The 26,875-nt window shown below is 66.2% G+C and carries 24 protein-coding genes and 1 pseudogene; 15 read left to right on the top strand and 10 right to left on the bottom strand.

Annotated elements, in window-relative coordinates; all coding sequences use genetic code 11:
- Positions 1-14 precede the first annotated feature (14 nt).
- The 8 genes from dnaG (at position 15) to GXY01S_RS00085 (ending at position 8,123) form a co-directional block, all read left to right on the top strand.
- Entirely contained in the window at positions 15-1,808 is a 1,794-nt protein-coding gene (dnaG, locus tag GXY01S_RS00125; protein ID WP_061271294.1) for a DNA primase, read from the top strand.
- Positions 1,809-2,028: 220 nt separating this feature from the next.
- Positions 2,029-4,008, top strand: coding sequence for an RNA polymerase sigma factor RpoD (gene rpoD, locus GXY01S_RS00115; protein ID WP_061271290.1), 1,980 nt, complete (start codon positions 2,029-2,031; stop codon positions 4,006-4,008).
- On the top strand, positions 3,998-4,600 hold the full coding sequence (locus GXY01S_RS00110) for a GNAT family N-acetyltransferase (RefSeq protein WP_061271287.1): 603 nt from the start codon (positions 3,998-4,000) through the stop codon (positions 4,598-4,600). The genes rpoD and GXY01S_RS00110 overlap by 11 nt, the downstream gene beginning before the upstream one ends.
- A gap of 93 nt (positions 4,601-4,693) precedes the next feature.
- Entirely contained in the window at positions 4,694-5,248 is a 555-nt protein-coding gene (locus GXY01S_RS00105; RefSeq protein WP_061271286.1) for a hypothetical protein, read from the top strand.
- Positions 5,249-5,407: 159 nt separating this feature from the next.
- The gene (gene rpsF / locus GXY01S_RS00100; protein WP_061271284.1) at positions 5,408-5,893 is read left to right on the top strand and encodes a 30S ribosomal protein S6; all 486 of its coding nucleotides are present in this window, start codon (positions 5,408-5,410) and stop codon (positions 5,891-5,893) included.
- A 6-nt stretch (positions 5,894-5,899) separates the two neighbouring features.
- Positions 5,900-6,175 carry a 30S ribosomal protein S18 gene (rpsR, locus tag GXY01S_RS00095; protein WP_061271282.1) on the top strand — a complete coding sequence of 92 codons (276 nt, stop codon included), beginning with the start codon at positions 5,900-5,902 and terminating at the stop codon, positions 6,173-6,175.
- A 13-nt stretch (positions 6,176-6,188) separates the two neighbouring features.
- Positions 6,189-6,779 (top strand): 50S ribosomal protein L9, encoded by a 591-nt coding sequence (gene rplI, locus GXY01S_RS00090; RefSeq protein WP_061271280.1) that lies wholly within the window; start codon positions 6,189-6,191, stop codon positions 6,777-6,779.
- Between the two features lie 120 nt (positions 6,780-6,899).
- The gene (locus GXY01S_RS00085; RefSeq protein WP_061271278.1) at positions 6,900-8,123 is read left to right on the top strand and encodes an SAM-dependent methyltransferase; all 1,224 of its coding nucleotides are present in this window, start codon (positions 6,900-6,902) and stop codon (positions 8,121-8,123) included.
- A 111-nt stretch (positions 8,124-8,234) separates the two neighbouring features.
- On the opposite strand, the gene rsmA is transcribed toward GXY01S_RS00085, so the two are convergent.
- The 9 genes from rsmA to cysQ form a co-directional block, all read right to left on the bottom strand.
- Positions 8,235-9,086 (bottom strand): 16S rRNA (adenine(1518)-N(6)/adenine(1519)-N(6))-dimethyltransferase RsmA, encoded by an 852-nt coding sequence (gene rsmA / locus GXY01S_RS00080; RefSeq protein WP_061271275.1) that lies wholly within the window; start codon positions 9,084-9,086, stop codon positions 8,235-8,237.
- 8 nt (positions 9,087-9,094) lie between these two features.
- Positions 9,095-10,492 (bottom strand): peptidylprolyl isomerase, encoded by a 1,398-nt coding sequence (locus GXY01S_RS00075; RefSeq protein ID WP_242501345.1) that lies wholly within the window; start codon positions 10,490-10,492, stop codon positions 9,095-9,097.
- Between the two features lie 4 nt (positions 10,493-10,496).
- Positions 10,497-12,875 carry an LPS-assembly protein LptD gene (locus GXY01S_RS00070; protein ID WP_061271270.1) on the bottom strand — a complete coding sequence of 793 codons (2,379 nt, stop codon included), beginning with the start codon at positions 12,873-12,875 and terminating at the stop codon, positions 10,497-10,499.
- The gene (gene lptG, locus GXY01S_RS00065) at positions 12,875-13,990 is read right to left on the bottom strand and encodes an LPS export ABC transporter permease LptG (RefSeq protein ID WP_061271268.1); all 1,116 of its coding nucleotides are present in this window, start codon (positions 13,988-13,990) and stop codon (positions 12,875-12,877) included. The genes GXY01S_RS00070 and lptG overlap by 1 nt, the downstream gene beginning before the upstream one ends.
- Positions 13,987-15,153 (bottom strand): LPS export ABC transporter permease LptF, encoded by a 1,167-nt coding sequence (gene lptF, locus GXY01S_RS00060; RefSeq protein WP_061271266.1) that lies wholly within the window; start codon positions 15,151-15,153, stop codon positions 13,987-13,989. The genes lptG and lptF overlap by 4 nt, the downstream gene beginning before the upstream one ends.
- A 100-nt stretch (positions 15,154-15,253) precedes the next feature.
- Complete coding sequence (locus tag GXY01S_RS00055) at positions 15,254-16,711, bottom strand: FAD-binding oxidoreductase (protein WP_061271264.1); 1,458 nt, start codon at positions 16,709-16,711, stop codon at positions 15,254-15,256.
- Positions 16,708-17,361, bottom strand: a complete 654-nt coding sequence (locus GXY01S_RS00050; protein WP_061271262.1) for a hypothetical protein — start codon at positions 17,359-17,361, stop codon at positions 16,708-16,710. The genes GXY01S_RS00055 and GXY01S_RS00050 overlap by 4 nt, the downstream gene beginning before the upstream one ends.
- Positions 17,362-17,399: 38 nt before the next feature.
- A complete protein-coding gene (locus GXY01S_RS00045; RefSeq protein WP_061271260.1) occupies positions 17,400-18,377 on the bottom strand; it encodes an L-threonylcarbamoyladenylate synthase in 978 nt (325 codons plus the stop codon).
- Positions 18,378-18,389: 12 nt separating this feature from the next.
- Positions 18,390-19,175 carry a 3'(2'),5'-bisphosphate nucleotidase CysQ gene (cysQ, locus tag GXY01S_RS00040; protein WP_061271258.1) on the bottom strand — a complete coding sequence of 262 codons (786 nt, stop codon included), beginning with the start codon at positions 19,173-19,175 and terminating at the stop codon, positions 18,390-18,392.
- Between the two features lie 151 nt (positions 19,176-19,326).
- Here cysQ and GXY01S_RS00035 point away from each other — a divergent pair, with 151 nt between their 5' ends.
- The 3 genes from GXY01S_RS00035 to GXY01S_RS00025 are packed head-to-tail and all read left to right on the top strand — an operon-like array spanning position 19,327 to position 22,189.
- A complete protein-coding gene (locus GXY01S_RS00035; protein WP_061271495.1) occupies positions 19,327-20,796 on the top strand; it encodes a leucyl aminopeptidase in 1,470 nt (489 codons plus the stop codon).
- 42 nt (positions 20,797-20,838) lie between these two features.
- Positions 20,839-21,285, top strand: coding sequence for a DNA polymerase III subunit chi (locus GXY01S_RS00030; RefSeq protein ID WP_061271256.1), 447 nt, complete (start codon positions 20,839-20,841; stop codon positions 21,283-21,285).
- Between the two features lie 52 nt (positions 21,286-21,337).
- Entirely contained in the window at positions 21,338-22,189 is an 852-nt protein-coding gene (locus GXY01S_RS00025; RefSeq protein WP_061271254.1) for an aldo/keto reductase, read from the top strand.
- 250 nt (positions 22,190-22,439) lie between these two features.
- On the opposite strand, the gene GXY01S_RS17845 is transcribed toward GXY01S_RS00025, so the two are convergent.
- Positions 22,440-22,757 carry a hypothetical protein gene (locus GXY01S_RS17845; RefSeq protein ID WP_129551349.1) on the bottom strand — a complete coding sequence of 106 codons (318 nt, stop codon included), beginning with the start codon at positions 22,755-22,757 and terminating at the stop codon, positions 22,440-22,442.
- Between the two features lie 216 nt (positions 22,758-22,973).
- On the opposite strand from GXY01S_RS17845, the gene GXY01S_RS00020 reads away from it, so the two are divergent.
- From GXY01S_RS00020 to GXY01S_RS00005, 4 genes and pseudogenes are all read left to right on the top strand, one after another.
- Entirely contained in the window at positions 22,974-24,821 is a 1,848-nt protein-coding gene (locus tag GXY01S_RS00020) for a hypothetical protein (protein ID WP_242501344.1), read from the top strand.
- 2 nt (positions 24,822-24,823) lie between these two features.
- A complete protein-coding gene (locus tag GXY01S_RS00015) occupies positions 24,824-25,792 on the top strand; it encodes a hypothetical protein (protein ID WP_061271251.1) in 969 nt (322 codons plus the stop codon).
- A 2-nt stretch (positions 25,793-25,794) separates the two neighbouring features.
- Positions 25,795-26,340: a hypothetical protein gene (locus GXY01S_RS00010; protein WP_061271249.1), complete on the top strand. Its 546-nt coding sequence runs from the start codon at positions 25,795-25,797 to the stop codon at positions 26,338-26,340.
- Positions 26,337-26,875, top strand: a pseudogene (locus tag GXY01S_RS00005) (hypothetical protein); the annotation flags it as partial. The gene GXY01S_RS00010 and the pseudogene GXY01S_RS00005, both read left to right, overlap by 4 nt.

Genomic DNA, 26,875 nt, shown 5'->3' with positions numbered 1-26,875 from the left:
GAGTCCATGTAACGATGGCGCTTGACCCCGCATTCCTTGACGAACTGCGTGCCCGCACGCCCATCGCCCCCGTCATCGGGCGGCGCACCAAGCTGGTGCGCTCGGGGAAGCACTGGAAGGCGTGCTGCCCCTTCCACGGGGAAAAGACGCCATCGTTCTACGTCTATGACGACCACTACCACTGCTTTGGCTGTCAGGCGCATGGCGACGTCATTACGTTTGTCATGCAGAGCGAGGGCCGCTCCTTCCCCGAGGCGGTGGAGGAACTGGCCACGGCGGCGGGCATGGACATGCCAAAGCCCGACCCGGTGCAGCGCGAACGTGCCGAGCAGGCCCGCACCCTTGGCGATGTGCTCGAGGCCGTGCAGCAGTCATGGCAGCGCCGCCTGCATGAACCCGAAGGGCGCGAGGGGCTGGCCTACCTGCGGGGCCGTGGCCTGAGCGATGACACCATAACCGCCTTCGGCCTGGGCTGGTCGGGCGCCGGGCGGGGCGAACTGGTGGCCGAAATGGCCAGGCTCGACATAACACCCGCCATGCTGCGTGATGCGGGGGTGATGCGCGCCGATGAAAATGGCGCGCCCCAGCGCGAACTGTTCTTCAACCGCGTGACCTTTCCCATCCGTGACCGGCGCGGGCGGCTGGTCTCGTTTGGCGGGCGCATTCTGGGCGATGGCCAGCCCAAATACCTCAACGGGCCGGAGACCGCGATCTTCTCCAAGCGCCGGGTGCTGTTCGGCCTCGACCGCGCGCGCGAGGGCGTGCGTGGCAGCGGGGCAGGGGCCGAGCTGCTGGTGGTTGAAGGCTACATGGATGTGATCGCGCTGCATCAGGCAGGCTTTCATGGCGCGGTCGCCCCGCTGGGCACGGCGCTCACCACCGAGCAGCTCGAGGCGCTGTGGCTGGTCGCGCCCGCCCCCGTGCTGTGCTTTGATGGCGATGGCGCGGGCCAGCGCGCGGCGGTGAAGGCGGCGGAGACCGCGCTGCCGCTGCTCAATGTCGAGCGCACGCTGCGCTTTTGCACCCTGCCCGAAGGTGAAGACCCCGACAGCCTCGTGCGCCGCCATGGCAGCGCCGCCATGGCCACCATGATCGAGGGCGCGCGCCCGATGGGGCAGGTCCTGTTCGGGCTGATGAGCGAGGGCGTGCGCGACCCCGGCCCCGAGCAGCGCGCGGCCCTGCGGCGCAGGCTCGTGGCGGTGGCGGCCCTCATCCCTGACAAGACGCTGGCCGCCGAATATCGCTCGACCCTGCTCGACAGCTTTTTCCAGACCTTTCGCCGCGATGGGCGCGGCGGCGCGAAACGGGTGCCTGTGGCCACGGCTCCGGTCGCCCCCATGGCCGCCGACCTGCAGCGCCAGTGCATTCTCAGCGCCATCCTGCTTGAGCAGCCCAGCGTGCTTGACGCGGTGCAGGACGCCTATTGCAGCCTTGCGCTGCCCCCCGACCTCGCCGCCCTGCGCGAGGAACTGCTCGACCTGTATGACCGCAATGGCGAACTGCCCGATGCGGATGAACTCGCGTCCCGGCTGGCCGAAGCGGGCCTTGCCGATGTGCGCCAGCGCGTGGATGCCACGCGCGGGCGGCGGGGCCAGGCCGCGGATGCCGACCTGTTTGACACCGACCCCGTGCAGGAGTGGTGGCATTTCTACGGGCTGCTTGACGTGGAGCGCTTCGCCGCCGAACTGCGCGCCGACACCGAGCGCCTGTGCGCGGGCACGCCCGATGAAGCGCAATGGAACAGCCTGCGCACCCGCCTGCTGGCCCTCGACGCCCTGCGCCGCGGCGGCGATGAGGAGGAGGAATGAGGCGGAAAATGGGCCGATTGAATGAAATGGGGGGCGCGTGCCCTTGACTTCGACCATGTTATCGACCACCTGCACCAGACAAATGCAGATGAAAACGGTATGATTGGCCGTATCCTGTCCCGGAGCATGAAGGGGGCAGGACAAAGGGCGCGGCCCCTGTGCGCGGGCCGGTTTGGGCGCACGCTTGTAAACGGATTTGCTGGGTAGGGATTGATCGGGCATGGCGACAAAGACAGCCACGGGTACGGACACGGCTTCAGGGGATCAGGACAACGATACAACCCTGCTGGACACCCGGTCCGGCGCCGTTAAGAAGCTGATCGCGCGCGGCAAGGAACGCGGCTACATCACGTTTGACGAACTCAACGCCGTCCTGCCGCAGGACCAGATGTCCTCCGAGCAGATCGAGGATGTGATGGCCGCCCTGTCCGAGATGGGCATGCAGGTGGTCGAGAACGAGGATAACGACGACACCGAGGCCGCTCCCGCCGCTGAAACCAAGAGCGACGACACCGCCGAGGAAGAAACCGAGAGCGAGGAACCCGCCGCCGGTAACGTCGATACCGAAAGCCTTGGCCGCACCGATGACCCGGTGCGCATGTACCTGCGCGAGATGGGCTCGGTCGAGCTGCTCTCGCGTGAGGGCGAGATTGCGATTGCCAAGCGCATCGAGGCGGGCCGCGACGAGATGATCGGCGGCCTGTGCGAAAGCCCGCTGACCTTCCGCGCCATCATTTCGTGGCATGAGCGGCTCAAGGCTGGCGAGATGCTGCTACGTGACATTGTTGACCTCGAGGCCATGCAGGCGGGCGGCAACGACCCCGCCGAGGCCGCCGAGGGCGACGACGCCTTTGCCGAGAACGAAGGCAACGAGACCGAAGAGGCCGAGGAAAGCGAGAGCGAAGGCGAGGGTGAGGGCGAAGGGGCCGGCCTGTCGCTTTCCGCGCTAGAGGAAAAGCTCAAGCCCGAGATCCTGGAGCAGTTTCAGGAAGTCGAGGCGCTGTACGAGGCGCTGCACAAGGTGCAGGCCGAGCGGCTGGAAAAATTCACCGCGGGCAGCGAAATCTCCGCCGATGAGGAAGCCCGCTACGAGCAGCTTCGCCTGGAACTGGTGGGCAAGGTGCAGCAGGTTCACCTGCACAATGCCCGCATCGAGGTGCTGGTCGAGCACCTCAAGGAAATCTTCCAGCGCCTCAACGGCCTTGAGGGCCGCATGCTGCGCCTGGCCGAGAGCACGCGCGTCTCGCGTGATGACTTCCTGCTCAAATACCGTGGCCGCGAACTCGATCCGGGCTGGATGGACATGGTGGCGGGACTGCCTGCCAAGTCGTGGAAGAACTTCCTCGCCAAGCATGCCGAGACGGTGATCCGCCTGCGCAACCAGGTGGCCGAGCTTACGCAGGAAACCGGGCTGCCGGTAGGCGAGTTCCGCCGCGTTTACGCTACCGTCTCACGCGGGGAGCGGGATTCGGCGCGCGCCAAGAAGGAAATGATCGAGGCCAACCTGCGTCTCGTGATCTCGATTGCCAAGAAATATACCAATCGCGGCCTGCAGTTCCTTGACCTGATCCAGGAAGGCAATATCGGCCTGATGAAGGCGGTGGACAAATTCGAATACCGCCGTGGCTACAAGTTCTCCACCTACGCGACATGGTGGATCCGGCAGGCCATCACCCGCTCGATCGCCGATCAGGCGCGCACCATCCGTATTCCCGTGCACATGATCGAGACGATCAACAAGCTCGTGCGCACCTCGCGCCAGATGCTGCATGAGATCGGTCGCGAACCCGCGCCCGAGGAACTGGCCGAGAAGCTGGGCATGCCGCTTGAAAAGGTGCGCAAGGTGCTCAAGATCGCCAAGGAGCCGATCTCGCTCGAAACCCCGATCGGTGACGAGGAAGACAGCCATCTTGGTGACTTCATCGAGGACAAGGCCGCCGTCATCCCGCTTGATGCCGCGATCCAGACCAACCTGCGCGAGGCGACGACGCGGGTGCTGTCCTCTCTCACCCCGCGTGAGGAGCGCGTGCTGCGCATGCGCTTTGGCATCGGCATGAACACCGATCACACGCTTGAGGAAGTGGGCCAGCAGTTCAACGTGACGCGCGAGCGTATCCGCCAGATCGAGGCCAAGGCGCTGCGCAAGCTCAAGCACCCGAGCCGGAGCCGCAAGCTGCGCTCGTTCCTTGATGATAACTGAGGTTCCATATGCCCCCGGCCGCAACGCGCCGGAGGGGGGCGGAACACGGATCGGGGTGGATGTGACGTTCCTGTGCATGGACCGTCCGCCACCGGGAATCCCCCCGGCGCTGCCGCCGGGCTACAGCATCCACCAGACCTTCCGCCCCGGCGTGGCCTGGTACCGCGCCCTGTATGATGCGGTCGGGCAGGATTATTGCTGGTGGCTGCGCCGCGTCATGCCCGATGCCGAGCTTGCCCGCCTGCTCTGTGGCCCCGGCATTGCCGTGCATGTGCTTTATGATGGCAGCGAGCCTGCCGGTTTCTGCGAACTCGACAGCCGCTACGCGCCGGACGTGAACATCGCCTATTTCGGCCTGCTGCCCGCATGGATCGGGCGTGGGGTGGGGCAGGCCTTCCTGCACAACATGGTGGCGCGGGCCTGGGGGCTGCGGCCTGCCGTGCTCAGGGTCAATACCTGCTCGGCCGATCATCCGCGTGCCCTGCCCAATTACCTGCGGGCGGGCTTTCGCAAGGTGCGCACCCTGCATGAGGTCTGGACCATCCCGCATGCGCTCGGCCTTGTGCCGCCCGCGCGGCTGCGGCTGGCCTGAATGCAGGCATGCGCATAAAAATAGTATCTCAGATATTGTTATAACACGAAACCGTTACCATTTCCCTCCTGTCCCATAATTGGAGAGAGGGAAATGGAGTTCGACGTATCCTATTACAAATTCCACGGCGTTGATCGGGCTGCCCTGATCGATGCGCTTGGCCTGCGTGACACCGGCACGCCGGACCCGGCTGGTGAGGCGCCTTATGCCATAGCCGACCTGCCCAACGGGTGGTTTGTCATCCGCGTCGATAACGACAGCGGGCTTCTGGCCGAATATGACCGCAAGACCCTGGTGCGCGAGGGCAGGCTGGTCACATGCGATGTTGGGAGCGTCGACCCCGTCAGCCAGGCCCAGGGCTATGAGGCGGGCGAGGAACGCTGGAGCGTGGTGCATGACGGGCGCGGGGGAGAGATGCTTGCGCTCGAGATACGTGGCGAGGCGCCGCCCGCCGTGCCCGCGCTGCACAAGGCGGCCTTTGCCGCCACCCGCGCCATGATGGATCAGGGCACGGTGCAGGGCAGTAGCCCGATGCTTGATGTGCCGCTTGCGGTGGTCAAGTCGGTTACGGGGTTCCGCCATGACGAGCCGCAACTGGTCTCGCCCGAGCCGGTCTTCATGTGGCTGGCGCCGAAAGATCCGAAGTAAACCGTACTTTTTCCTTGTGTGTGGGGCGGGTTTGTGTTTCAACCCGCTCCTTCCCTGCCGGGTGCGTGGCATCGCCCCCGGCTATACCCGTGCCCTATGGGCAACATGGCGGACCGTGTCCGTCCATGCGGGGGTTGAAGCGATCCGAAGGGAGTTCCAATGCCGTTGTATGAAACCGTGCTGATTGCACGTAATGACGTGTCGCAGCAGCAGGTCGAAGCCATTGCTGATGGCATCGCCACCTATCTGGAAGCCGAATCCGGCTCCATCAAGAAGCGCGAATACTGGGGCCTGCGCACGCTGGCTTACCGTATCAAGAAGAACCGCAAGGGCCATTACATGCTCCTCGGCCTTGATGCGCCTTCTGCCGCGGTCAAGGAAATCGAGCGCCAGCTCGGCCTGAACGAAGATATCCTGCGCGTCCTGACCCTGCGCATCGACGAGATCGACGAGGCTCCCTCGGTCATCCTGTCGCGCAAGGGTGACGAGCGTGAGCGTGGCTTCCGTGGGCCCAAGCCCACCGGCCGTTTCGAGAGCGGTCGTGGCACGCGCCGCAATTTCGATGACCGCGAGGAGTTCCGCGCCCGTAACGAGCGTGAAGAACAGCAGCGCGCCAACGCCACTGCCAGCGCCGAAGCGGAGTAAGAGCTGATGTCTGAAACCACCGAGATCAACCCCGCCGCCCGCCGCGTTGCGGTTGGCGCGCGCCGTCCGTTCTACCGTCGCCGCAAGTCCTGCCCGTTCTCCGGCCCCAACGCGCCGAAGATCGACTACAAGGACGTGCGCCTGCTGAGCCGCTTCCTGTCCGAGCGTGGCAAGATCGTTCCCAGCCGCATCACGGCAGTCTCCGCCAAGAAGCAGCGTGAACTGGCCCAGGCCATCAAGCGTGCGCGTTTCCTGGCTTTGCTGCCCTACATTGTAAGCTGAGGGAGGCAGAATCATGTCCGCAGTAGAACTCATCCTGCTCCAGCGCGTCGAGAAGCTGGGCCAGATGGGCGAGATCGTCACGGTGAAGCCGGGCTATGCCCGTAACTTCCTGCTGCCCCAGGGCAAGGCGATCCGCGCCAACGCGCATAACCGCGAGCGCTTCGAGCGTGAGCGCGTGCAGCTTGAGGCCCAGAACCTCAAGAACCGCGAGGAGGCCGAGCGCCTTTCCGAGCGCATGCACGGCCTGTCGGTCATCCTGATCCGTCAGGCAGGCGACAGCGGCAGCCTGTATGGTTCGGTCACGACCCGCGACATCGCTGAAGCGGCGACCAAGGCCGGCCTGACCATCACCCGCAACCAGGTGATCCTGCCCGAGCCGATCAAGCAGCTTGGCCTGTATGACGTCAGCGTTGCCCTGCACCCGGAAGTGTCCATGCAGGTGACCGTGAACGTTGCCCGCTCTGAGGAAGAAGCAGAGCGTCAGGCCCGTGGCGAGGAAATCGGCGTTGATATCGACGACGAACCCACACTGGCTGACGAAGGCGTGGTAACCGAGGGCGAAGTTTCGGAAGAGACCGCCATCGAGGAAACCCCGGCTGTCTGACTGACCTGATCCGTCGCCCGCTTCGCGGGGGACTGGACTGGTTGTGAAAGCCCGGAAGAGGAAACTCTTCCGGGCTTTTGCCGTTCGGGTTGCAGCAAAAGGCATGCGGGGAGAAGACCGATGGCGCCTGTACTGCTGGACCGGGCTTTCGCCCATTTCATTACATCAGGCCGGCTCGAGGTCTATTACCCTGATGGAGACCGGCGCAGCTACGCAGGCAGGCCCGGCCCGCAGGCTGCCATGCGCCTTGCCGATACGGCGACCGCGCGTGCCCTGCTGCTCGACCCCGCGCTGAAGGTGGGTGAGGCCTACATGGCGGGCACGTTATACCCCGTGGGTTGCACGCTGTATGAGCTGATGCATGTGCTCATGCGCAACGTGATGGAGCGCAGCCCGGCGGGAGAGCGCGTGTTCTCCACCCTGCGCTTCATGGCGCGGTCATGGCTGCAAAATAACACCCGGGGCCGCGCCCGGCGCAATGTCGCCCACCATTATGACCTGGACAGCAAGCTGTACCGGCATTTCCTTGATGAGGACATGCAGTATTCCTGCGGCTACTTCCCCACCGGGCACGAAACGCTGGCCGAGGCGCAGGCCGCCAAGAAGCATCATCTCGCCGCCAAGCTGCACCTGCACCGCCCCGGCATGAGCGTGCTGGATGTAGGCTGTGGCTGGGGTGGCCTGGGGCTGACGCTGGCGCGTGATTACGGCGCGTATGTCACCGGCATCACGCTCTCGCGCGAGCAGTTGCACATTGCCCGGGGCCGGGCGCATGCAGCCGGGCTGGAGGGCAGGCTGCGCTTCGAGCTGCTCGATTACCGCGCTGTTGCCCGGCAGTATGACCGGATCATTTCAGTCGGCATGTTCGAGCATGTGGGGGTGGCGCATTACCCTGCCTTTTTTGCCACCATGCGCCGCGTGCTCCGGCCTGATGGCGTGATGGTGCTGCACGCCATCGGCCGCAGGGAAGGGCCGGGCGTGACCAACCCGTGGATTGACCGCTACATCTTTCCCGGTGGCTATTCCCCCGCCGTGAGCGAGGTGGTGGGGGCGGTTGAGCATGCCGGGCTGTGGCTGGCTGATTGCGAGATATGGCGCCTGCATTACGCCCGCACCATTGCCCACTGGCGCACCCGCTTCAATGCGCGGCGCGCGCAGATCGCCCGGCTGTATGACGAGCGTTTCTGCCGCATGTTCGAGTTCTATCTGGTGGTGTCGGAACTGGCGTTTCGCGTGCAGGGGCACATGAACTTCCAGCTCACGCTCTCGCGTGAAATCGATGCCCTGCCGCTGGCGCGTGATTACATGATGGCGCGGGGGCAGCGGGTGGAAAGTGCGGCATAAGCAGGGAAATAATAGATAAAGAATAAAAGTTTTTGGGTGCCGCCTTTTTTCAAAAAGGCGGCGTTCTTTTGAAGCTTTTTGAAAAAAGCTTCACCAAAAACTTTTATCTCTTCAGGTTACGGCGGCGCTGCGGCGGGCATGCAGGCGGGCGAGGCGGTCGAAATCCGCGATCTCGAGCGTTTCCGCCCGGCGGCTGCCCTCAATTCCCGCTTCGGCCAGAAGGGCTTCGCCGCCAATCGACTTCAGTGCCCCGCGCAGCATCTTGCGCCGCTGCCCGAAGGCTGCGGCCGTAACCTGCTCCATGGCGCGGAACAGGGCGGGATCGGGCTGCTCCGCATGCGGGACCAGCCCTACCACGGCGGAATGGACCTTGGGCGGCGGCGAGAAGGCGCCGGGGGGAATATGCATCATGACCCCGCACCGGCATGTCCACTGCGCCAGCACGCCCAGCCGGCCATAATGGTCGGAGCCGGGGGCAGCGCAGATGCGTTCGGCTACTTCCTGCTGGAACATGAGCGTGAGGCGCGACCATGCATGGGCCTGTCGCAGCCAGCCTACGAGCAGCGGTGTACCCACATTGTAGGGCAGGTTGGCAATGATCTGGCGCGGGGCGGGGCACAGGGTTGCAAGATCCCGGCGCATGGCATCCGCCTCGATGATCTGCAACCGCTCCGGCGCGTGTGCCGCAAGCTCGGTAATGACCGCCACCGCGCGTGGATCGACCTCGACGGCAATGATGCCGGCCGCCTCCGTGTCGAGTAGCGCGCGGGTCAGGCCGCCGGGGCCGGGGCCGACTTCGACCACATGCTGCCCCGCAAGGTCGCCCGCCAGGGCCGCGATCCGTGCCGTAATGCCCGGATCAAGCAGGAAGTGCTGCCCAAGCGCCTTGCGTGCATCCAGCCCATGCCGCGCAATGGTGTCACGCAGCGGCTCAAGCCCGTGGGAGCGTTGTGGCATGGTCATGACGGCACTCAGGTCTTGGAGCGCATGTCGATGATCGCGCGGCGCTGCAGGTCGCGGTTGAGCTGGCGTGAGGTCTGTTCCACGCGCTCGCTCAGCAGGTGGTCGGCAATCTGGCTGGGTGTCTGGATGGCGATGTTGCGTTCTTCACGCGAGCAGATCATCAGCACCAGAATGCCATCTACCGAAACCAGCGGATGGCTGGGCTTGCCGGGCGGGAGCGGCTCGAGCACTTCGTGCATCTGCGGGTTGAGGTGGTTCAGCATCAGGTCGCCGGGGTCAGACGGGTGCTTTTCGCCGTTTTTCTTGTTCTGCGCTTCCATCTGGTCGCAGTTTTTGGCGCTGGCGGAAAAGGCATTGGCGGCATCGAGCGTCTGCTTCTGCTGGTCCGTCGGGTTCTCGGGGTCAAGTGGCGCATCGAAGGGGAAGAAGGTCTGCCGGATGGACAGCACGGTCACCATCTGGTGGCCCACCGTGCGGCGCTCGGCAATGGTGGCGATCACGTAACCACCCGCCACCCGGATGGGGTTGGAAATGGCGCCATCGGGCATCTGGCGGGCTACGGACACCACCTGCGGGTCAAGCCCGTCTTCCTGCGTCCAGCCCATCATGCCGCCGTCAAGCGCGCTCTGCCCCTGCGAGAACTGGGCCGCGACAATGGGGAAGGGCGCGCCCTCGCGCAGTTCCTGAATGATGGTTTCGGTGAATTTCAGCTCGCCTTCGGGGTGGCGCTGATCCTCGACGGGAATGAAGATCTCGCTGATCATGTATTCCGGCTTGCCGTCCTCGCGCTTGAGCGCCGCCATGCGCTGCTCGATCTCGGCTGCGGTGATGCGCCCGTGTTCCGCCGTTTCCTGCCGCAACACCTGCGACCAGCCAAGCTGCACGCGGATCTGGTCAATCAGCGTGGTAAGCGACACGCCATCTTCCGCCAGCTTGTTGCGCAGGGCGTTCTCGGGCATGCCATTGCGCTGCTCGATGCCGGAAATGGCCCCCGCGATCTGCTGGATGGGCACGTTGATGTGGCGATCAAGCATTTCCTGCATGCGCAGCTTTTCATCGATCAGCTGGCGCACGATCTGCGGGCGCAGGCGCTGCATCACGTCGTCGCTTACATCCAGCCCCGAGGAGAGCGCAAAAAGCCGCCCCCGCGTGTCGATGTCGCGCTTGGTCAGCACCGCGCCATTGACGGTGGCGACAATGGAGTCCTGGTCTTCCGCCGCCTGGGCCTGCTCGGCAATGGCATGGGCGCTGCGGGCATTGGCCACGGGCTGGTGCCCCACCAGCGCCACGCAGGCCAGCAGGGCCGTAGCCAGCATGCGGCGCGGGCCACGGCTGCACGGTGCAGGGGGGAAGGCTGTGCCAAGGGGGGCAGGGAAGAGGAACATCCGGCTCGGTCTTTCGCGCATCAGGTCAGCCATTTATACCAAACGTGCCGATGGTTTTGAACGTAAGGGAGAACATTACGGTCGAATTGCTCTGTTGGCCACCAATCGTGGTGTACTGCTTGAGATACATGACATCGAGCCCGAAGCAGTCATTCTGGTAGCCCGCATCGCCACCCACCGCCACGCTTTCCTTGCGCGACAGGCTGCGGCGCAGATAGGCGGCGATGTGCCAGTTATCCCAGTTGGAGGCGGCGCCAAGCGTCAGTTCGCTGACCGGCTTGTAGTAAATGGCCGGTGGGGCCGAGGCGTATGAGCGCTGGGCGTAATAGTAATACGGCGTCACCGGCTCGAACAGGTAGCCACCCGTTACGCGAAAATGGCGGAATCCCGCGCTGCCCAGCGCATCGCCAAAGTCCACCTTGCCCGCATAGGGGTCAAGCCGCATCTTGCCGTCAAAATCGAAATACTGGTTGGGCACCATGTGCGTGCCCATCACCACATCCGACAGGTGATGGTTCAGCCCCGAATAGGGGATGCGGTTGTGGTCGATATGCTCCTGGAAGCTCTCGCCGATCAGCACGTCGATCTGGTGGCCGTTCCATGTCCAGTTATTGTGCAGCCCCACATTGGCGCGCAGGCCGCCATCAAGCCGGTCGGTGCCCGCGTAGCGGTTGATTGCGAACAGCGTGGAATCGGTGAACTCGTAGGTCAGGCTGTCCTCGTTGGGGATGTTGCGCGAGGCGCTGTTGCCGGTGTTGGGGGCGGCGATGAACTGCACGATCGGCTCGAGGATCTGGGTGCCGGTATTGTGGTTGAAGCTGCGCAGGAAGGGCCAGTTCATTTTCAGCGCCACGGTGGGTTCCACCTGGCCCTGCACCTGCGCGCGCGCGGTGCGGCCGAAATTGGGCTGGGCGTTGAGGTCGGTCGCGCGATGGACGGCGGATTCGACATGCAGCGTCAGGTTCCAGATCTGCCCCAGCGAATTGTGGAAGGGGCGATCCCAGTTGAGCGAGAGCTGGCCGCGCTGGTCGGATGTGCCATTCTGGCGATAGACATAGAAATCCGTCGTATCGAGCGCAAAACGGCCGCCCAGCGCATCGGGCTGGCCAAAATAGCTGTAGGTGTAGCGCGGCAGGACCCAGGGCAGGTCCTTGTTGTTGATGATGCCCTGGTTCATGCCCTGATAGCCCTCGGCATCGATGCGCGAATACGAGCCGGTGGCAAAGCCTTCCAGGTAGAGGTTGGAATTGAGCGTGTCCTGGCCATAACCACTGACACGGTAGTCACGCATGTAGTTGGGTGAACTGGCCCACTGGATATTGCCGCCCGCGCGCCAGGTCTTGTTGATGTTCACCACTCCCTTGGCCGAGATATAGCCCTGGATGCCGTGGTTGTTCGAGCTGTCCACCGTATTGCCGAACGTGTTGACGTAGGTGCTGTCATGGTGGGTGTCATAGGCGATGTTGCCATTGACGAAGAGGCGCGCGTTATTGAAGTACTTGCGGAAACTCATCAGGAGTTCCGGGTCGGTGCGCGTGGCGAACAGCCCGGTTGCCGTCAGGTCCGAGAAGCGGTCGATTACCCAGTAATACGGGATGGTGACATAGGTGCCGAGGTAGCGGTCATGTGGGGTGAAGCCAGGGGTGAGGAACCCGCTCTGCCGCCGCACGGACGGGTCGGTCATGGAGAAGGCGGGCAGGTAGAAAACCGGCACGCCAAAGAAATCAAAGAACACATCGCGGAATTCCAGCCGCTTGTGCTGCAGGTCATGCGTTGCGTCAAAGGAGCGGAACTGCCAGAACGGCGCGCGCTCGGGGTGGCGCGCACAGATCTCGCAGGCGGTATAGACCACGCGCGTCAGGTCATTGACCTTGCTGTTGGTGCGCCGCAGGCCGTTGGCGGCAAGGCGGGCGTTGTCATACATCTGGGCGTACATGCGCGTCATGATGCCATCGCGCATGCCGTTGCTCAGCTCGGCATATTCGGTAAACAGCACGGTGCCGTCAGGCTCGACAAGGGCCACGTTGCCCCGCGCCGCGGCAACGCCGGTGTTGCGGTCGTATACGACCCTGTCGGCGCGCATGATCTGGTCATTCTGCCACAGCTGCACGTTGCCGGTCCATGTGGCGATGCCGTTCTTGCTGTCATAGGCCACGTGGTCGGCCTGGAAGGTCATCGGGTCGGTATTCGAGACCGTGCCGGAAAACGAGGCCGGGGCCTCGGGCTGGCTCTTGGGTGCATGGATGGGCATGGCGCGCACCGGCGCGTCCGCCCGCGCATCCGTTCCAAACATGAGTCCGCCCAGCGTGGTGGCCGCAAGCAGCAGCCCGCGCGAAAACCGCCGCATGGCGACGGGGGGCCGTAGCGGTGACGGCGCGCGCGGGGAAGGAACGGGACGGGACATTAACCGTCCTCTAGATGAAGAAGTAGCGTGACTGCAAGACAAAGCCCGGCCACGGTGGGCGCCCATGCGGCCAGAAGGGGCGGCAGTGTTCCCGTTTCACCAAACTGCGCCGCGATCTTGGAGATGGCGAACAGCGCGAAACCGGCGGCCACGCCAAAGCTGATCATGCGCACCACGCCGCCGCGCCGCGCGGGCCGCATGGAAAAACCGGCGGCGACCAGCGCCATGGTGCCCGACAGCACCGGCAGCGTGAGCAGGGTCTGGAAATGCAGCCGGTGGCGGATGGTCGAAAAACCCGAGCGCCTGAGCTGGCGGATAAAGCCCGGCAGCGCCCAGACCGACAGCGTATCGGGCGAGGCGAAGCTTTCCTCCACCCCGGCCAGGGTCAGGTCGGCGGGGAGCGTGATCTCGCCCGCTCCCTCGGGCATCTCGTCGGGGCGGAGCAGGCGGGCCGTGGTCAGGATCCACCGCCCCTTGCCCAGATAGCCGTTCTCGGCCTCGATGCGGGTGATCAGGTCATCATCAGGCCCCATGCGGAAGACGGTGATCCCCCCCACATGCAGCATGCCGCCACTGAGCCTGACCCGGCGGGCATGGATGATGGCCGTGCCGTGGCTGACCAGCCCGTTATCGCTCTGGCGCAGCCACAGCGTGCCGCCGGTCATGTTGAGCGTCTTGCCGTTATTGTCGCGCAGGTACTGCCGGTCGAGCGCTTCCGCGCGGCGGTACATGACGGAGGAAAGCGGCGAGATGGCGGTCGTGGCCACCGTGCCGACCAGCACGGCGCAGATGACCGGGCCTGCCAGGAACTGCCATGCCGAGATGCCCGCCGCCCGCGCCACCACCAGCTCCGACGTGCGGGCAAGCCGCCAGAAGCAGATGATGCCGCCAAGCAGCACGCCAAAGGGCAGGATCTCGAGGCAGGCGAAGGGAATGTGCAGGAACGCGATCTCGCTGACCAGCGATGTCGGCACGTTTGGGCGCGTCGAGACCCGTCGCAGCAGGTCGATGAAGTCGAACATCGTGATCAGCCCGGTCAGGAAGGCGATCACGGCCAGCGTGGCATAGGTGAACTGCCGCGCGATGTAGAGCGAGAGCGTCAGGGCCATGTTCATGGGCGGGGCCTGCCCGCCGGGGCGGGCTTTTCGCGCTCGGTGCGGATTTCGGGCCAGAACAGGATTGCGGCACAGATCAGGCCGGGGGTGAGCGTGCAGATCCACATCAGCGGCATGAGCTGCAGGTTGCGTGAGGCAAGGTTCTGCACCGCGAGCGTGAGCGCCTGCACGGCCACCACGCCAAGTATGGCCAGCACCGGGCGGATGATGCTGGCCTGGCGGGAATAATTGCCGCCCATCGCGCCAAGCAGCCCGATCATGGCGAACGAGAAGGCGCAGAACGGCGTGCTGAGCCTGCGCCATGCCTCGATGACCATCTTGCTCTCATCACGGCGGGAATAGAGGTGCATGTCCGGGTGCAGCAACTGGGCTATGGGCAGCTCATTGGCATCGGGCTGGCGGCTGTGGTTGCCGTGCGGGCTGGACAGGTCGATGGTGTTGCGCGCAAAGGTCAGTACGTTCAGCCGGCCGGTATGGGCATCGATTTCCTGCCGTGAGCCGTTGAACAGCACCACGCGCGGCTGGTCGCCCACAATCACGAGGTTGCCTTCCTCGGCCAGGATGGTGGCCTCGGCGCCCGGCGTGCGGTCATCTTCCACCATGATGCCATGCAGCGTGCCATCCTTGTCGCGCGTGCGGATATAGACCGTCATGCTGTCCGATACCTGCGTAAACACGCCATCCTGGATCAGGAAGGCGGCCATGCGGTTGCGGATCTGGAATTCGTACTGCCTGAAGGCATGGTACGAGACCGGCACCACCCACACATTGAGCAGCAGGCACGCGCCCGTGGCAATGGCCGCGCACATCAGCCCCGGCCGGGCCATCATGAAGGGCGAAAGGCCAGCGGCCTGCATCACGGTCAGTTCGCGGTCGGTGCCGAAGCGCTGGTAGATGAACTGCACCACGACAAAGGTGGTGATGGGCAGGATCACCGCCACGAAGGACGGGATGAGCAGGCCGGTCAGTTCCAGGAACACGCGCAGCGACAGCCCGCGCCCCACCACCAGCGAGACGAAATGCAGTGACTGGGTCAACCAGATCAGGATTGCCAGTGCGCCCGTGCTCGCTGCCAGCGCCAGCAGGAGCTGGCGCAGCATGTAGCGATCCAGAATCGACAGGCGCGGCGCGAGGCGGTCGGGACCAGGGCGGAGGGCGGGCATGCCCCTGTCTACCCCTGTTCCCGCCGGGGCAAAAGGGGTGAACCCCGCCCGGATGAGGGGCTGGAACAGTCTGTTACGCGCAGCACGGCGGGGCGTGGGCTCACGCGCCCGGCTGGGCGGGCGGCAGGACCTTGCCGGGGTTCATGAGGTCTTTGGGGTCGAGGGCGGCCTTGATGTGGCGCATGGCCGCAAGCTCCGCGCCGCCGCGCCAGGCGGGCATCATGTAGGGCTTGAGCTGGCCCACCCCATGCTCGGCCGAGAACGAGCCATCAAGATCCTTCACGATACCGGCTACCGTATCCATGATGTCATGGCTGCGCGCCAGGAAGGCGGCGGGGTCCATGCCCTCGGGCTGGACAAGGTTGAAGTGGATGTTGCCATCGCCCATGTGGCCGAACGGGGCGGGGCGGATGCCCGGTATCAGCGCCGCGCACGCCGCTGTTGCGCGGCGGATCAGTTCCGGCACGTGCGTGACCGGCACCGATACGTCGTTCTTCACGCTCGCCCCCGCGCGGCGCTGGGCCTCGGCATGTTCCTCGCGCAGCTTCCACAGGCCCGCGCGCTGGCCTTCGCTCTCGGCAATCACGGCATCGGTGATGATGCCTTCCTCAAGGGCCTCGCCCAGCACTTCCTCGGTGTATTCACGCAGGTCGGCATCGGGGCGGGGGGTGGCGAGTTCAACCAGCACATAGGCGGGCGCGCGCTCGCCAAGCGGCACGGTGGTGCCTGCGATCAGGCTGGTCACGAGATCCATGCCGGTGCCGGACATGAACTCGAACGCCTGCACCAGCGCCGGGTCGCGCGCGCGCAGCAGGCCGAGCAGCTTCAGCGCCGCATCGGCGTCGTCCACCGCGCACAGGGCGGCCTCGATGGCGCGCGGCTGCGGGTGAAGCTGGATGATGGCGGTGGTGATGATGCCCAGCGTACCTTCCGAGCCGATGAGCAACTGGCGCAGCGCGTAGCCGGTATTGTCCTTGCGCAGGCGGCGCAGGCCATGGAACACGCTGCCATCGGGCATGACCGCCTCGACGCCCAGCGTGAGTTCACGCGCATTGCCATAGCGCAGCGTGTTGTTGCCGCCCGCATTGGTGGCCAGCACGCCGCCCATCTGGGCCGACCCTTCCGATGAGATGGAAAGCGGCAGCATGAAGCCCGCCTCACGTGCTGCGTCCTGTGCTGCCTTCAGCGTCACGCCCGCCTCGACCTCCATGGTCAGGTCGGCGGGGTCGATGGCGCGCACGCGGTTCATGCGCGTCAGGCAGATCACCACCTCGCGCCCGCTCCCGTCGGGTGTGGCGCCGCCGACCATGCTGGTATTGCCGCCCTGGGGCACCATGGGCACGTCATGCTCGTTGCACAGGCGCACGATGGCGGCGAGTTCCGCCGTATTGGCGGGCCGGAGCACGGCCAGCGCGCGGCCATGGTACAGGTCGCGCCAGTCGGTGCAGAAACTGGCGGTGTCCGTCGCATCCACCAGCACGCCAACCGGGCCGAGCAGATCGGTAAAGCGCGCGATCAGGTCAGGGGCCGCCTGCGCGGGCGAGGGGGATACGGTCATGACAGCATGTGTCCTGTATGGGAGGGGAAGGAGGAGGGCACGAGCCATGCCTGCCCATGGTGGCGCACCGGCGGGTAGGTGGCGCTGGCCTGCGCCGGGCTGGGCTGGGCCAGCAGGTGAAAGGCCTCGGTCAGCGCGAAGCCGGTCAGCGCGCCCACGGCGGCGGCCACGATCAGGCCCGATGAGCGGCGGCCGGCCGGGCGGGCGGTGTTCTGCGCGGCCGAGAGGGCGGCCTGCGTCTCGGCACGGGCCTGCTGGGTCTGGCGCAGTTCGGCGGTCAGGGCATCGTTGCGGGCCAGGGAGGTGCGCAGTTCAACCCGCGTGTCGCGCAGCGTCGCATCGAGCGTGCGGATGCTTTCCGCCATCTCGGCAATGCGGGCGTGCGACTCCTCGATCTCTTTCTTGGCGGCGGCGCTGGCCTTGGTGGCGCGCGGGGCGCGGGGCTTGGGGGCTGCCTTGGGCGGCGGGTTGGGCGCGATTGCCGTGAACAGGTTCTTGAGCGCGCCGCCCGTGACCTGGTTCTTGCCCGCGCGCGCGCGGATGGCCGCCAGCGCTGTTTCCGACTGGCCAGCGTTTTCATCCAGCACAAGGGCGAGAATATCCGAAAGGATTCTCAGTTCCCTGGGGTCGATTGTCTGTGTATCGCTCATGTCAGCTGCACCAGGGTCGGATCATGCGGTTGAAGTCATTACGAACGCGGACAGGCCGCACGGGTCAGCCGGTCGCGGATGGCCCGCCCCAGCGCATGCCGGGGCACGGGCTGCACGGCAATCCCGGCCAGCCCCCGGCGCTGCCCCTCCATATCAAGAAACCGCAGCCCCGCGAAGAGGCGCGCTGCCGCTTCGTGCAAATCACCGCTTTCGCTCAGGTTCCACACAAGCGGGCTGCCCGCAAGCGGCGCGCCAAAGGCCAGCAGCGCCTCATCCGCGCCCACGCCGGTTGCGTCAAGCCGCACGGGCAGGCCGGGCGCGTAATGCGATGAAAGCTGGCCGGGGGCGGAAGGGCGGGCGTCATTGCTGGCCGTGTCTGGCAGGGCTACGGGCATGCCGCAGGCTTCCTCCAGCGCTTCGAGCGTGATGCCGCCGGGGCGCAGCAGCACGGGCACGGGGCCTGTGAGGTCGATGATCGTGCTTTCCACGCCCACGGGGCAGGGGCCGCAATCGAGCACCGCGTCAATCCGGCCCGCAAGCCCCGCCATGACATGCTGCGCATCCGAAGGGCTGACCCTGCCCGAGGGATTGGCCGAGGGGGCCACGACGGGAAAGCCACATGCCCGCAGCAACGCCAGCGTGGTGGCCCCCGCGGGTACCCGCACGGCGGCGGTGCTTAGCCCCGCCGTGGCGATGGATGAAATGCCGCAGCCAGGGCTCTGGGGCAGCACCATGGTCAGCGGGCCAGGCCAGAACCGCGCGGCCAGCGCGCGGGCCAGCTCCGTTGCCGCGACCTGCGCGAAGGCGGCCTCAGCGCTGGCGAAGTGGCTGATGAGCGGGTTGCGCCCCGGCCTGCCCTTGGCCGTGTAAATGGCAGCGACCGCCCGGTCATTGCCCGCATCCGCGCCGAGGCCATAGACCGTCTCGGTGCCAAAGGCCACAAGGCCGCCTGCGCGTAAAATCGTGCTTGCGGTCTCTATCCCGGCGGGGGTGTCAGGGAGCAGGCGGGTTTGCATGGGGGCGCCTGCCTACCGCGCCCCACGGCACACGAAGTGCGGGTTGCGCCACTCCGGCTTGCCATAGGCCAGTGGCTTGCCATCGGGCGTGAGGATGGCGCCACCGGCGGCCTCGACCACGGCCTGCGGGGCGGCGGTGTCCCACTCCATGGTGGTGCCGAGGCGGGGGTAGAGATCGGCCAGCCCTTCCGCCACGCGGATGAACTTGGCCGCCGAGCCGATATTGCCCAGATGGGCAACGGGATGGCCGCCCAGGAATTCCTTGAGCCGCGGATCATCGGCATAATGGCGCGAGGCCAGCACGGTCAGCCCCTCCGCCGGGGGCTTGCGGACATGGATCGCCTGCTCGCCCTGCGCATCAATGCGGAAGGCCCCGCGTCCCGCACCCGCGCCATAAAGCTGGTGGTAGGCGGGCAGGGCCACGGCGCCAAGCACCGGGCGGTTATGGCGGATCAGGCCGATATTGACGGTAAAATCATCGCGGCCCGCGGCAAATTCCCGCGTGCCGTCAAGCGGGTCAACCAGCCAGAACTCGCTGCCGGGATCAATGCGGATGCCCGCGGCCATTTCCTCCTCCGCCACGACGGGGATGGCGGGCGCATGGGCGCGCAGGCCCTTGAGAATATGCGCCTCCGCCGCGTGGTCGGCCTCGGTTACGGGGGAACTGTCGGTCTTGACCGTAGTGGCGAAGCCGCGCGCGCGGATGGCGTGGATCAGGTCGGCTGCTTCATCGGCAAGGCGCAGGGCCAGATCCAGAAGGAATCTGTCCTCATAAGCTGGCATGGATGGCGTATTCATGCTGTTCGCATTAGCTTACTCGTGCCGCGCCGTCATGCCTTTATCGGCCCTGATGGCGCCCGGCGGCGAAAAACCGGTCCTTTCACGCATGTGGGGGCAGGGTTTCGCGCCGTTCATCCACCCTTTGTCAAAGCGGAGCCCCGTGACCCCCATGCTCGATATTGCCTTTTCCGATGCCACGGCGCCTGCCGGCGGCACGATCGCCATCCTTGCGCCCTCTGGCACGGCACCCGCTGGCCTGTTTGCCCAGGTCGATGCGGCCACCGGCGGGGCGCTGGCCCGTGCGGCCCGTGCCGCCCGCTTTGGCTTCGAGCTGGCCAAGACCTGCGTGGTGCTGGCACCCGGCGCAGGCTATGACCGCGTGATTCTTGTCGGGCTGGGTGCGATGGACAGCCTGTGCGCAACGCAGGTCGAACGCGCGGGCGTTGCCGCCGCACGCGCCGTGGCGCAGGGCGGCGAGCAGGGCACGATCGTGGCCGACAGCCTTACGCCCGGTTTTGCCGCCCATGCAGCACTTGGCGCCGTGCTGGGCAGCTACCGCTTCGATTCGTATCGCACCACCCCGCGCAAGGGCGAGGCGGGCAAGCTGGCAACGGTAAGCGTGCTGGCAGCCGACCCGGCGGCGGCGCAGGCGGCATGGCAGCCGCTGCTGGCGGTGGCGCGGGGCGTGTTCCTGTGCCGTGACCTCGTATCCGAGCCCGCCAACATGCTGCGTCCGCCCGAATTCGAGCAGCGCATCCTCGCCCTGCGCGACCTTGGCGTGGAAGTGGAGGTGCTCGACCGCGACGCCATGCACAAGCTGGGCTTTGGCGCGCTGCTTGGCGTGGCCCAGGGCAGCGATGCGCCCCCGCGTACGGTCATCATGCGCTGGAATGGCGGCACGCAAGGCGAAGCCCCGGTGGCCTTCGTGGGCAAGGGTGTCACGTTTGATTCCGGCGGCATCTCGATCAAGCCCGCCGCCGGCATGGACGAGATGAAAACCGACATGGGCGGTGCCGCCGCCGTGGTTGGCACCATGGCGGCCCTGGCCGGGCGCAAGGCCAGGGTCAACGCCGTGGGCGTGGTGGGTCTTGTTGAGAACATGCTGTCCGGCAACGCCCAGCGCCCCGGTGACGTGGTGCGCACGGCGGCGGGCCAGACGGTGGAAGTGCTCAACACCGATGCCGAAGGCCGCCTCGTGCTGGCCGATGTGCTGTGGTACACGCAGGACCGCTTCAAGCCGCGCTTCATGGTCAACCTTGCAACCCTCACCGGCGCGATCGTGGTCAGCCTTGGCGTGGAACGCGCGGGCCTGTTCTCGAACAATGATGAACTGGCGGGCCACCTGTCCGGCACGGGCGAGGCGACGGGCGAGAAGCTGTGGCGCATGCCGCTCGATGCCGCCTACCTTGAACTGCTGCGCTCGGACATTGCCGACCTCAAGAACATTGGCGGCCGCCCCGGCGGGTCGATCACGGGAGCCAAATTCCTTGAATGCTTTGTCAATGAGGTGCCATGGGCGCATCTCGACATCGCGGGCACGGTGTTTTCCCCCCGCGCCACGTCGCACGCGCCCAAGGGTGCGACCGGCTTTGGCGTGCGCCTGCTCGACCGTCTGGTCAGCACGCATTACGAGGGGTAATGCCTGCCCCGCGTGGCAGGACAGGGCAGGACAGGGAACTCCATGGCGCAGATCGGCTTCTATCACCTGACGCGTTCCAAGGCGGTGGAAGTACTGCCCGCGCTGCTTGGCCGCACGCTTGCGGCCAGCAAACGCGCGGTCATCCGCTGTGGCACGGCCGAGCGGGTGACTGAACTCGATGACGGGCTATGGCGTTCCGCCGACCCGCTGTGGCTGCCCCACGGCACCAAAGCCATGGGGCATGGCCAATGGCAGCCCATCTGGCTGACGGAGGGCGAGGACGTGCCCAATGGCGCGACCTTCGCCTTCCTGCTCGATGGGGTGGAGATGCCCGATCTTTCCCCCTTCGAGCGGGTGTTCGACCTGTTCGATGGCCATGACGAGGCCGCCGTGGCAAGCGCCCGCGCCCGTTGGGTGGCGTGGCGCGAGGCCGGGCATGAACTGAGCTACTGGCAACAGCAGCCAAAAGGCTGGGCGCGTCGCAAATAGGCACCAGCGCGCGGGGCAGGCCCGCGCGGCATGGACGAAAGGCAGGTTGCGTATGAAAACGGTCACTTTCCCCAACGGCACCATTGTCCCGGCCCTTGGCATGGGCACCTGGAACATGGGGGACAGCGACAGTCGCCGCGCGGATGAAATAAAAAGCATCCATGCAGGGCTTGAGGCCGGTATCCGCGTGGTCGACACCGCCGAGATGTATGGCTCCGGCCGATCGGAAAAACTGGTGGGCGAGGCAATACGCGGGCGGCGTGATGATGTGTTCCTGGTCAGCAAGGTGCTGCCCTCAAACGCATCGCGCAAGGGCGTGCGCCGCGCGTGCGAGGCCTCGCTCAAACGGCTCGGCACCGAATATCTCGACCTCTACCTGCTGCACTGGGAGGGCAGCGAACCGCTGGAAGAGACCATTGCAGGCTTTGATGATCTGGTTGAAGCAGACCTGATCCGGAGTTGGGGCGTGTCCAATTTCGATACTGACGGCATGCGCGAGGTGGAGCGCATCACCGCCACCACGCCGTGTGCCGCCAATCAGGTGTTGTACAGCCTCGACTACCGTGGCGCGGAATTCGACCTTTTGGCGCGTGACCATGAAGCGGGCATCGTGACCATGGCCTATTCGCCACTGGGGCAGGGCGGCGACCTGCTGCGCGCGCCGGTGCTCGCGCGGGTGGCGGCCCGGCACAAGACTACGCTCGGCCCGGCCTCGCCCGCCCAGATCGCGCTGGCCTGGGTGCTGCGGCAGGAGAACGTGCTCGCCATACCCAAGGCAGGCAGCCCGAAGCACCAGCACGAAAACTTTGCAGCAACCGAAATTACCCTGACGCGCGATGACCTGGCCGAGATCGACGCCGCCATCGCCCCGCCGCGCCGCAAGGAACCGCTGGCCATGATCTGACGGGCCTTGCGGTCTGTCTTAATAAAAAATGCCGCCTTGATTTCAATCAAAGGCGGCACCCGGCAGCTTCCATTTATGACCCCGCCCGCCCGCGCGGGCGGGATGCGGGTGTTCAGTTTCTCGGTTTCACAACCTTCCATTTCTTTTCGTCATCCTGCTTGAGCTGTTCGGGTGTGAGTGTGTCGTCAGCGCAGGCGGACAGGGCGGACAGGGCGAGCAGGCGCAGCGGCATGGGTGGCCTGTCGTGTCCCTATGGCCCTGATGTTTTACTTATAAAATTACAGCTTTGACTTTGTATTTCTGGCGCCTGTGTATTTTTTTCTTCTGCCTGATTTAACTGAGATTCTATGCTGTCTATATGATCTTCAAAAAGCTTCTCGTCTGTCAGGCACTCGCTCAATGAGTCTACTGCTTCTTCATCAGGGTTATGTTTTGGTTTCTTGACTACAAATCTCATATAAAAGCAGATATCGCCATGTTCCTTACCGTTTGGCGGATTGCGTACATTACACTTGTTACCATCGGATACTGATTTTACGACGCTGTCATTTTCGTACAAACCAGACATTATGGTTTTTGATACTTAAATGTAACATATTTCTGAAAGCCGACAATATTTGATGTGCAGATTTTTATGCACAGGTTTTAATGTAATTTACTTGCAGGCCTGGGTCGGCATATGGGGCGCGCCGCGCGGTTATCCGTCATGCGCTGCTGCCGGATCAGGCCCCCACCGTGGCACGCGGCCCGGAGTGCGAGCGGCCCCATCTTGACGTGCGCGGATATGGCGCGGATTGATGAAGCCATCGGCACCGTAACACCCAATGGAGCGGGCCATGACATGCCCGGTTGCCCGGGCGCATGCGGGAGGGCTGTCATCATTCCTGTCATCGTGCTTGCGGCCCTGCTTGCGGCAGCATTGCTCACGGCCCTGCTGGCCTGCGTGCCGGGGCAGGCGGCCCGGATGCGGCCCATGCTTGTCGCCTGCTGGCTGGGGGTAAGCCTGCTGCAGGGTTTGGCACTTGCGGGGGGCAGGCTGCCCGGCGGGATGGTGGCATGGCCCGGCGTTTTTGCCGCGCGGCCCGACCTGGCCCTGCTGCTGCCGCTCGGCCTTGTGGGCGCGGCTGCCCGTAGCCTGCGCGACCTTGCGGCCTGTGTGGCGGCAGCGGTTGCGGTTGCGGGCGCTCCGGTTCTGGCCTGCATGGGGGCAGGCTGGGCGCTGCTGGCGCGCGGCGATGCGCCACGCCACGGGCCGGAGCACATCGCCCTGCTTTTGCTGGCGGCGGGCTGCGTCTTTCCCACGCAGGCGGGGTGGCTGCTGCCGGGGCTGTGCGCGGTGGGCACGGGGGGGCTGCTGGGGCTTTCGCTTTCGCTGCGGGTGGCCCCGCGTGGCCTGCGGCCTTTCCACATGGCCGATATCGCCGCGATGATTGCCGCCATGAGCCTGTGGGCGCGCCTGCCCGCGGGCACGGCGGTGGCCGACATGCGCTGGGGCGGCACGCTGATCGTGGCGGGGTGCCTGTTTTACATGACCGCCTCGTGGCGGGCGCTGCGCGCGCCTGATGCGCGCCGGGTCCTGACCGGGCTGGCAGGGGGCACGGGGGCCATCATCATCATGCTCGCGGGCCTCATGCTGCTGGCGCGGGCCGATGACCTGCCGGGCATGGCCAGTTGTGCCCAGCGCACCTACCTGCTGGTGGCGGGGCTGCTGCTCGCTGGCATGCTGGCCGCCCGGGCGCTTGATGTAATGGAGCGCGAAGCCGGTGCGCTGTCGCTGGGCAGGCTGGGTGGGCTGGGGGTGCTCATGCCGCGCCTCTCCGCGCTGTTTGCGCTGGCGCTGCTGGCCGAAAGCGGGCTGCCGCCGCTGCTGGGGTTTTCCATTATCTGGATGCTGCTGCGCCTGCTGGCCTCCATGCCGCATGCGGCCGGGCTGGCGGGCGAGGTGCCGCTGCTGGGGGCACTGGCCGTGCTGGGCGTGGGCTGGGCGGTGCGCCTGCTTGCCCTTGTGCGCATTGTGGCCGTCATGCTGTGCGGCAGGCCGCGCACGCCGCGTGGCGCGGGGGCGGCTGACCCGCCCGTGCGCGCGCAATGGGGTGTGCTGGCGGCGGGGCTGCCGGTCATGCTGGTTTCCATCTGGCCCGGTTGCTGGCTGGCGTTGATGCAGGGTGCTGCCCCGCAGGCGGCTGGCACATGGCCGGACCTTGCGGCGGTTGCCCTGACATCGCCCGATGGGAGTGCTGTCCTGCATCCGGCCCGCCTGTGCCTGTTTGTAGCCCTGGCGGGGGCAGTGGTGGCGGTCGTGCGGCGGCTGGCCTGCCGCACGCCTACGCGGCAGGTAGCGGGGTGGCAGCAGGGTGCGCCCGTGGTGCCACCGTGGATGGTGTTTGGTGATCCGCTCACGCAGGTCGGGCCGGGCAACCCCGCGCGCATGCTGCTCGATATGGCCGTGGCGGGAGCAACGCGGCGGCATGCCATGCGCGCTTATGCCCTTGGCCTGCGGCTGGCACGCAGGCTCGCGCGGGCTGGCGCGGGCCGGGTGGCAGGCGCATGGCACGGGCGGCGGGTGCCGGGGCCGGTGGCGCTGGTGGCGGCCTGCGTGGGGGCGCTCATGTTCATTGCATGGCAGGGATAGGGATGGTGGCACCGTTCCTTGCGGCACGCATGCAGGCGCTGTTGTTGGCGGGCTGGCACATGGCGCTGGTTGCGCTGATGGCGCCGGTCTGGATTGCCCTGCTGCGCTGGATGGCGACCTGCATGCAGGGCGGGCGCCGCCTGCCTGATCCGCTGGCGCACTGGCGCGTGCTGCGCCATGCCTGGCGGCAGGCGGGGGTGCGTTCGGCGGCGGGGGCGCAGGTTACGGCGGTGGCCCCCTGGCTGGGGCTTGCCGCAGGCCTGGCCGGGGCAGGGCTGGTGCCGTCATTTTGCATCGGCCTGCCCGGCAGCGACCTGTCGGACCTGCTGATCGTGGGCGGACTGCTGGAGATGGCGTTTCTGGCCCTTGTGGTCACGGCGCTTGCGGCAGGGCTGGCCCGGCCCGGCCATGCGGGGCTGAAGGCGGCGTGCATGGGCATCATGATCCAGCCCGTGCTGCTGCTGGTGTGCGTGGTGCTGGGGCTGTGCCTGCCCGATGGCACGCTGGCGGGGCTGGTGCGGCAGGCGCATGTGGCGGATATGAACGTGGTGCGCGTGCCGCTGGCGCTGGTGGCGGCCGCACTGGTGCTGGCGGGGGTGGAGGAAAGCGATGGCGCGGCGTTACGCCTGTTTGCCACCATGCTGGAGGATCTTGCAGGCCCCGACCGCGCGGTGGCGCTGTATGCGCGTGACCTGCTGGCAGTGGTGTGGATGATGGTGGCGCGTGATCTGGTCTGGCCAGAAGGGATCGTGGAACCCGATCTCGTGGCCCGCTCATGGCGGGGCGTATCGTTGCTGGGGGCGATGGGGCTTTGGGCTGCGCATATGCTGCTGGCATGCGGGTGTGTGGCGGGGCTGCGGGTGTTCGTGGTCTCTGCAGGCAGGCAGCATGCGGGCTGGCGGGCGGGGCTGGCCCTGTTATGCGCGCTGATGGCCGGGGTGCTGCTGTTCGCGGGCCGGGGAGCGGATTGAACATGCTGGTGCTGTTGCTGGGCATGATGGTGATCGTGTCGCTTTCGGGCTCCGGGGGGCGGGGCATCGGGCTTGCCTGGCATGCGGGCCTCGCTGCGGCATGCGTGTGGCTGTGGCAATGGGCGCAGGGCAGTGTGGGGCTGTCGTGCCTGCTGGCGGTGGCGCAGGCAGGGTTGGTCGGGCTGCTGGGTCTGCAGATGCTGTACGGGCAGGCAGGCCCGCGTGAGCGCAGTGGCCTGCGCCTTGCCGGTGGGCTTGTCTGTGTTGCGGTGCTGGCGCAGGTGATCGTGCCGGGCATGCCCGGCGGCATGACGGCACGACTTATGGGGCTGGCCGGATTATCCGCCATTCTGTGTGGCGTGTGGGGCGCGTGCATTGCGCGGGCGGCGGCCGCCCTGTGCGCGGGGCTGGCCTGCGGGCTCGATGGCGTCATGCTGCTGGCGGGGCTTGCCAATAACCCGCAGGTCATGGCGGAAACACTCGTTGCGGTCGCCGCCCTGAACCTCATGCTGCTGCGCGCGCGCCGCTCTGGCGGGGCGGCGCCATGATGCCTCCAGCGCTTTTCATCAGCCTGGTGGTGGGCTGGATGGTGCTGGCGGTCATGGCCCTGCTGGCCACCGGTGGGCCAAGGCCCTTGCGGGGCCTGCTGGCCGTGCTGCTCCTGGGGCTGTGCGCCGTGGGCTGCCAGTCTGTTCACCCCATGGCGCAGGCGCTGATGCTGCTCTGCCCGGCGCTGGCATTGTGCGTGCGCGTTTTCATGCCCGAGGCTACGGCGCGGGCAGAAGGGCGCATGGCGGGGCCTGAGCCTTTCATCCTGTCAGCCAATGCGACGCTGGCCATGGCATGCGGGCGGTGCGACCTGCTGGTCATGTTCATCGGGCTGGGGCTGGGCCTGCATCTCGTTTTGGGCAGGCAGGGCGACTGGGCCGCGCTGCGCGTGGGGCTGGGGGGGCTGGTCATGGCACAGGGCGGGCTGTTCGTGCTGCAGGCCGGGTGGGGCGCGCGGCAGGAACAGGCCGGTGCCGTGCTGCTGGCTGGCGGGCTGCTGCTGGCCTGTGGCGTGCTGTCGGGCAAGCGGCAGCC

Origin of the sequence: Komagataeibacter xylinus NBRC 15237 (assembly GCF_001571345.1) — a bacterium.
In the GTDB taxonomy this organism is placed as follows: Bacteria; Pseudomonadota; Alphaproteobacteria; order Acetobacterales; family Acetobacteraceae; genus Komagataeibacter; species Komagataeibacter xylinus.
This window is presented reverse-complemented; position numbering and strand designations above follow the sequence as displayed.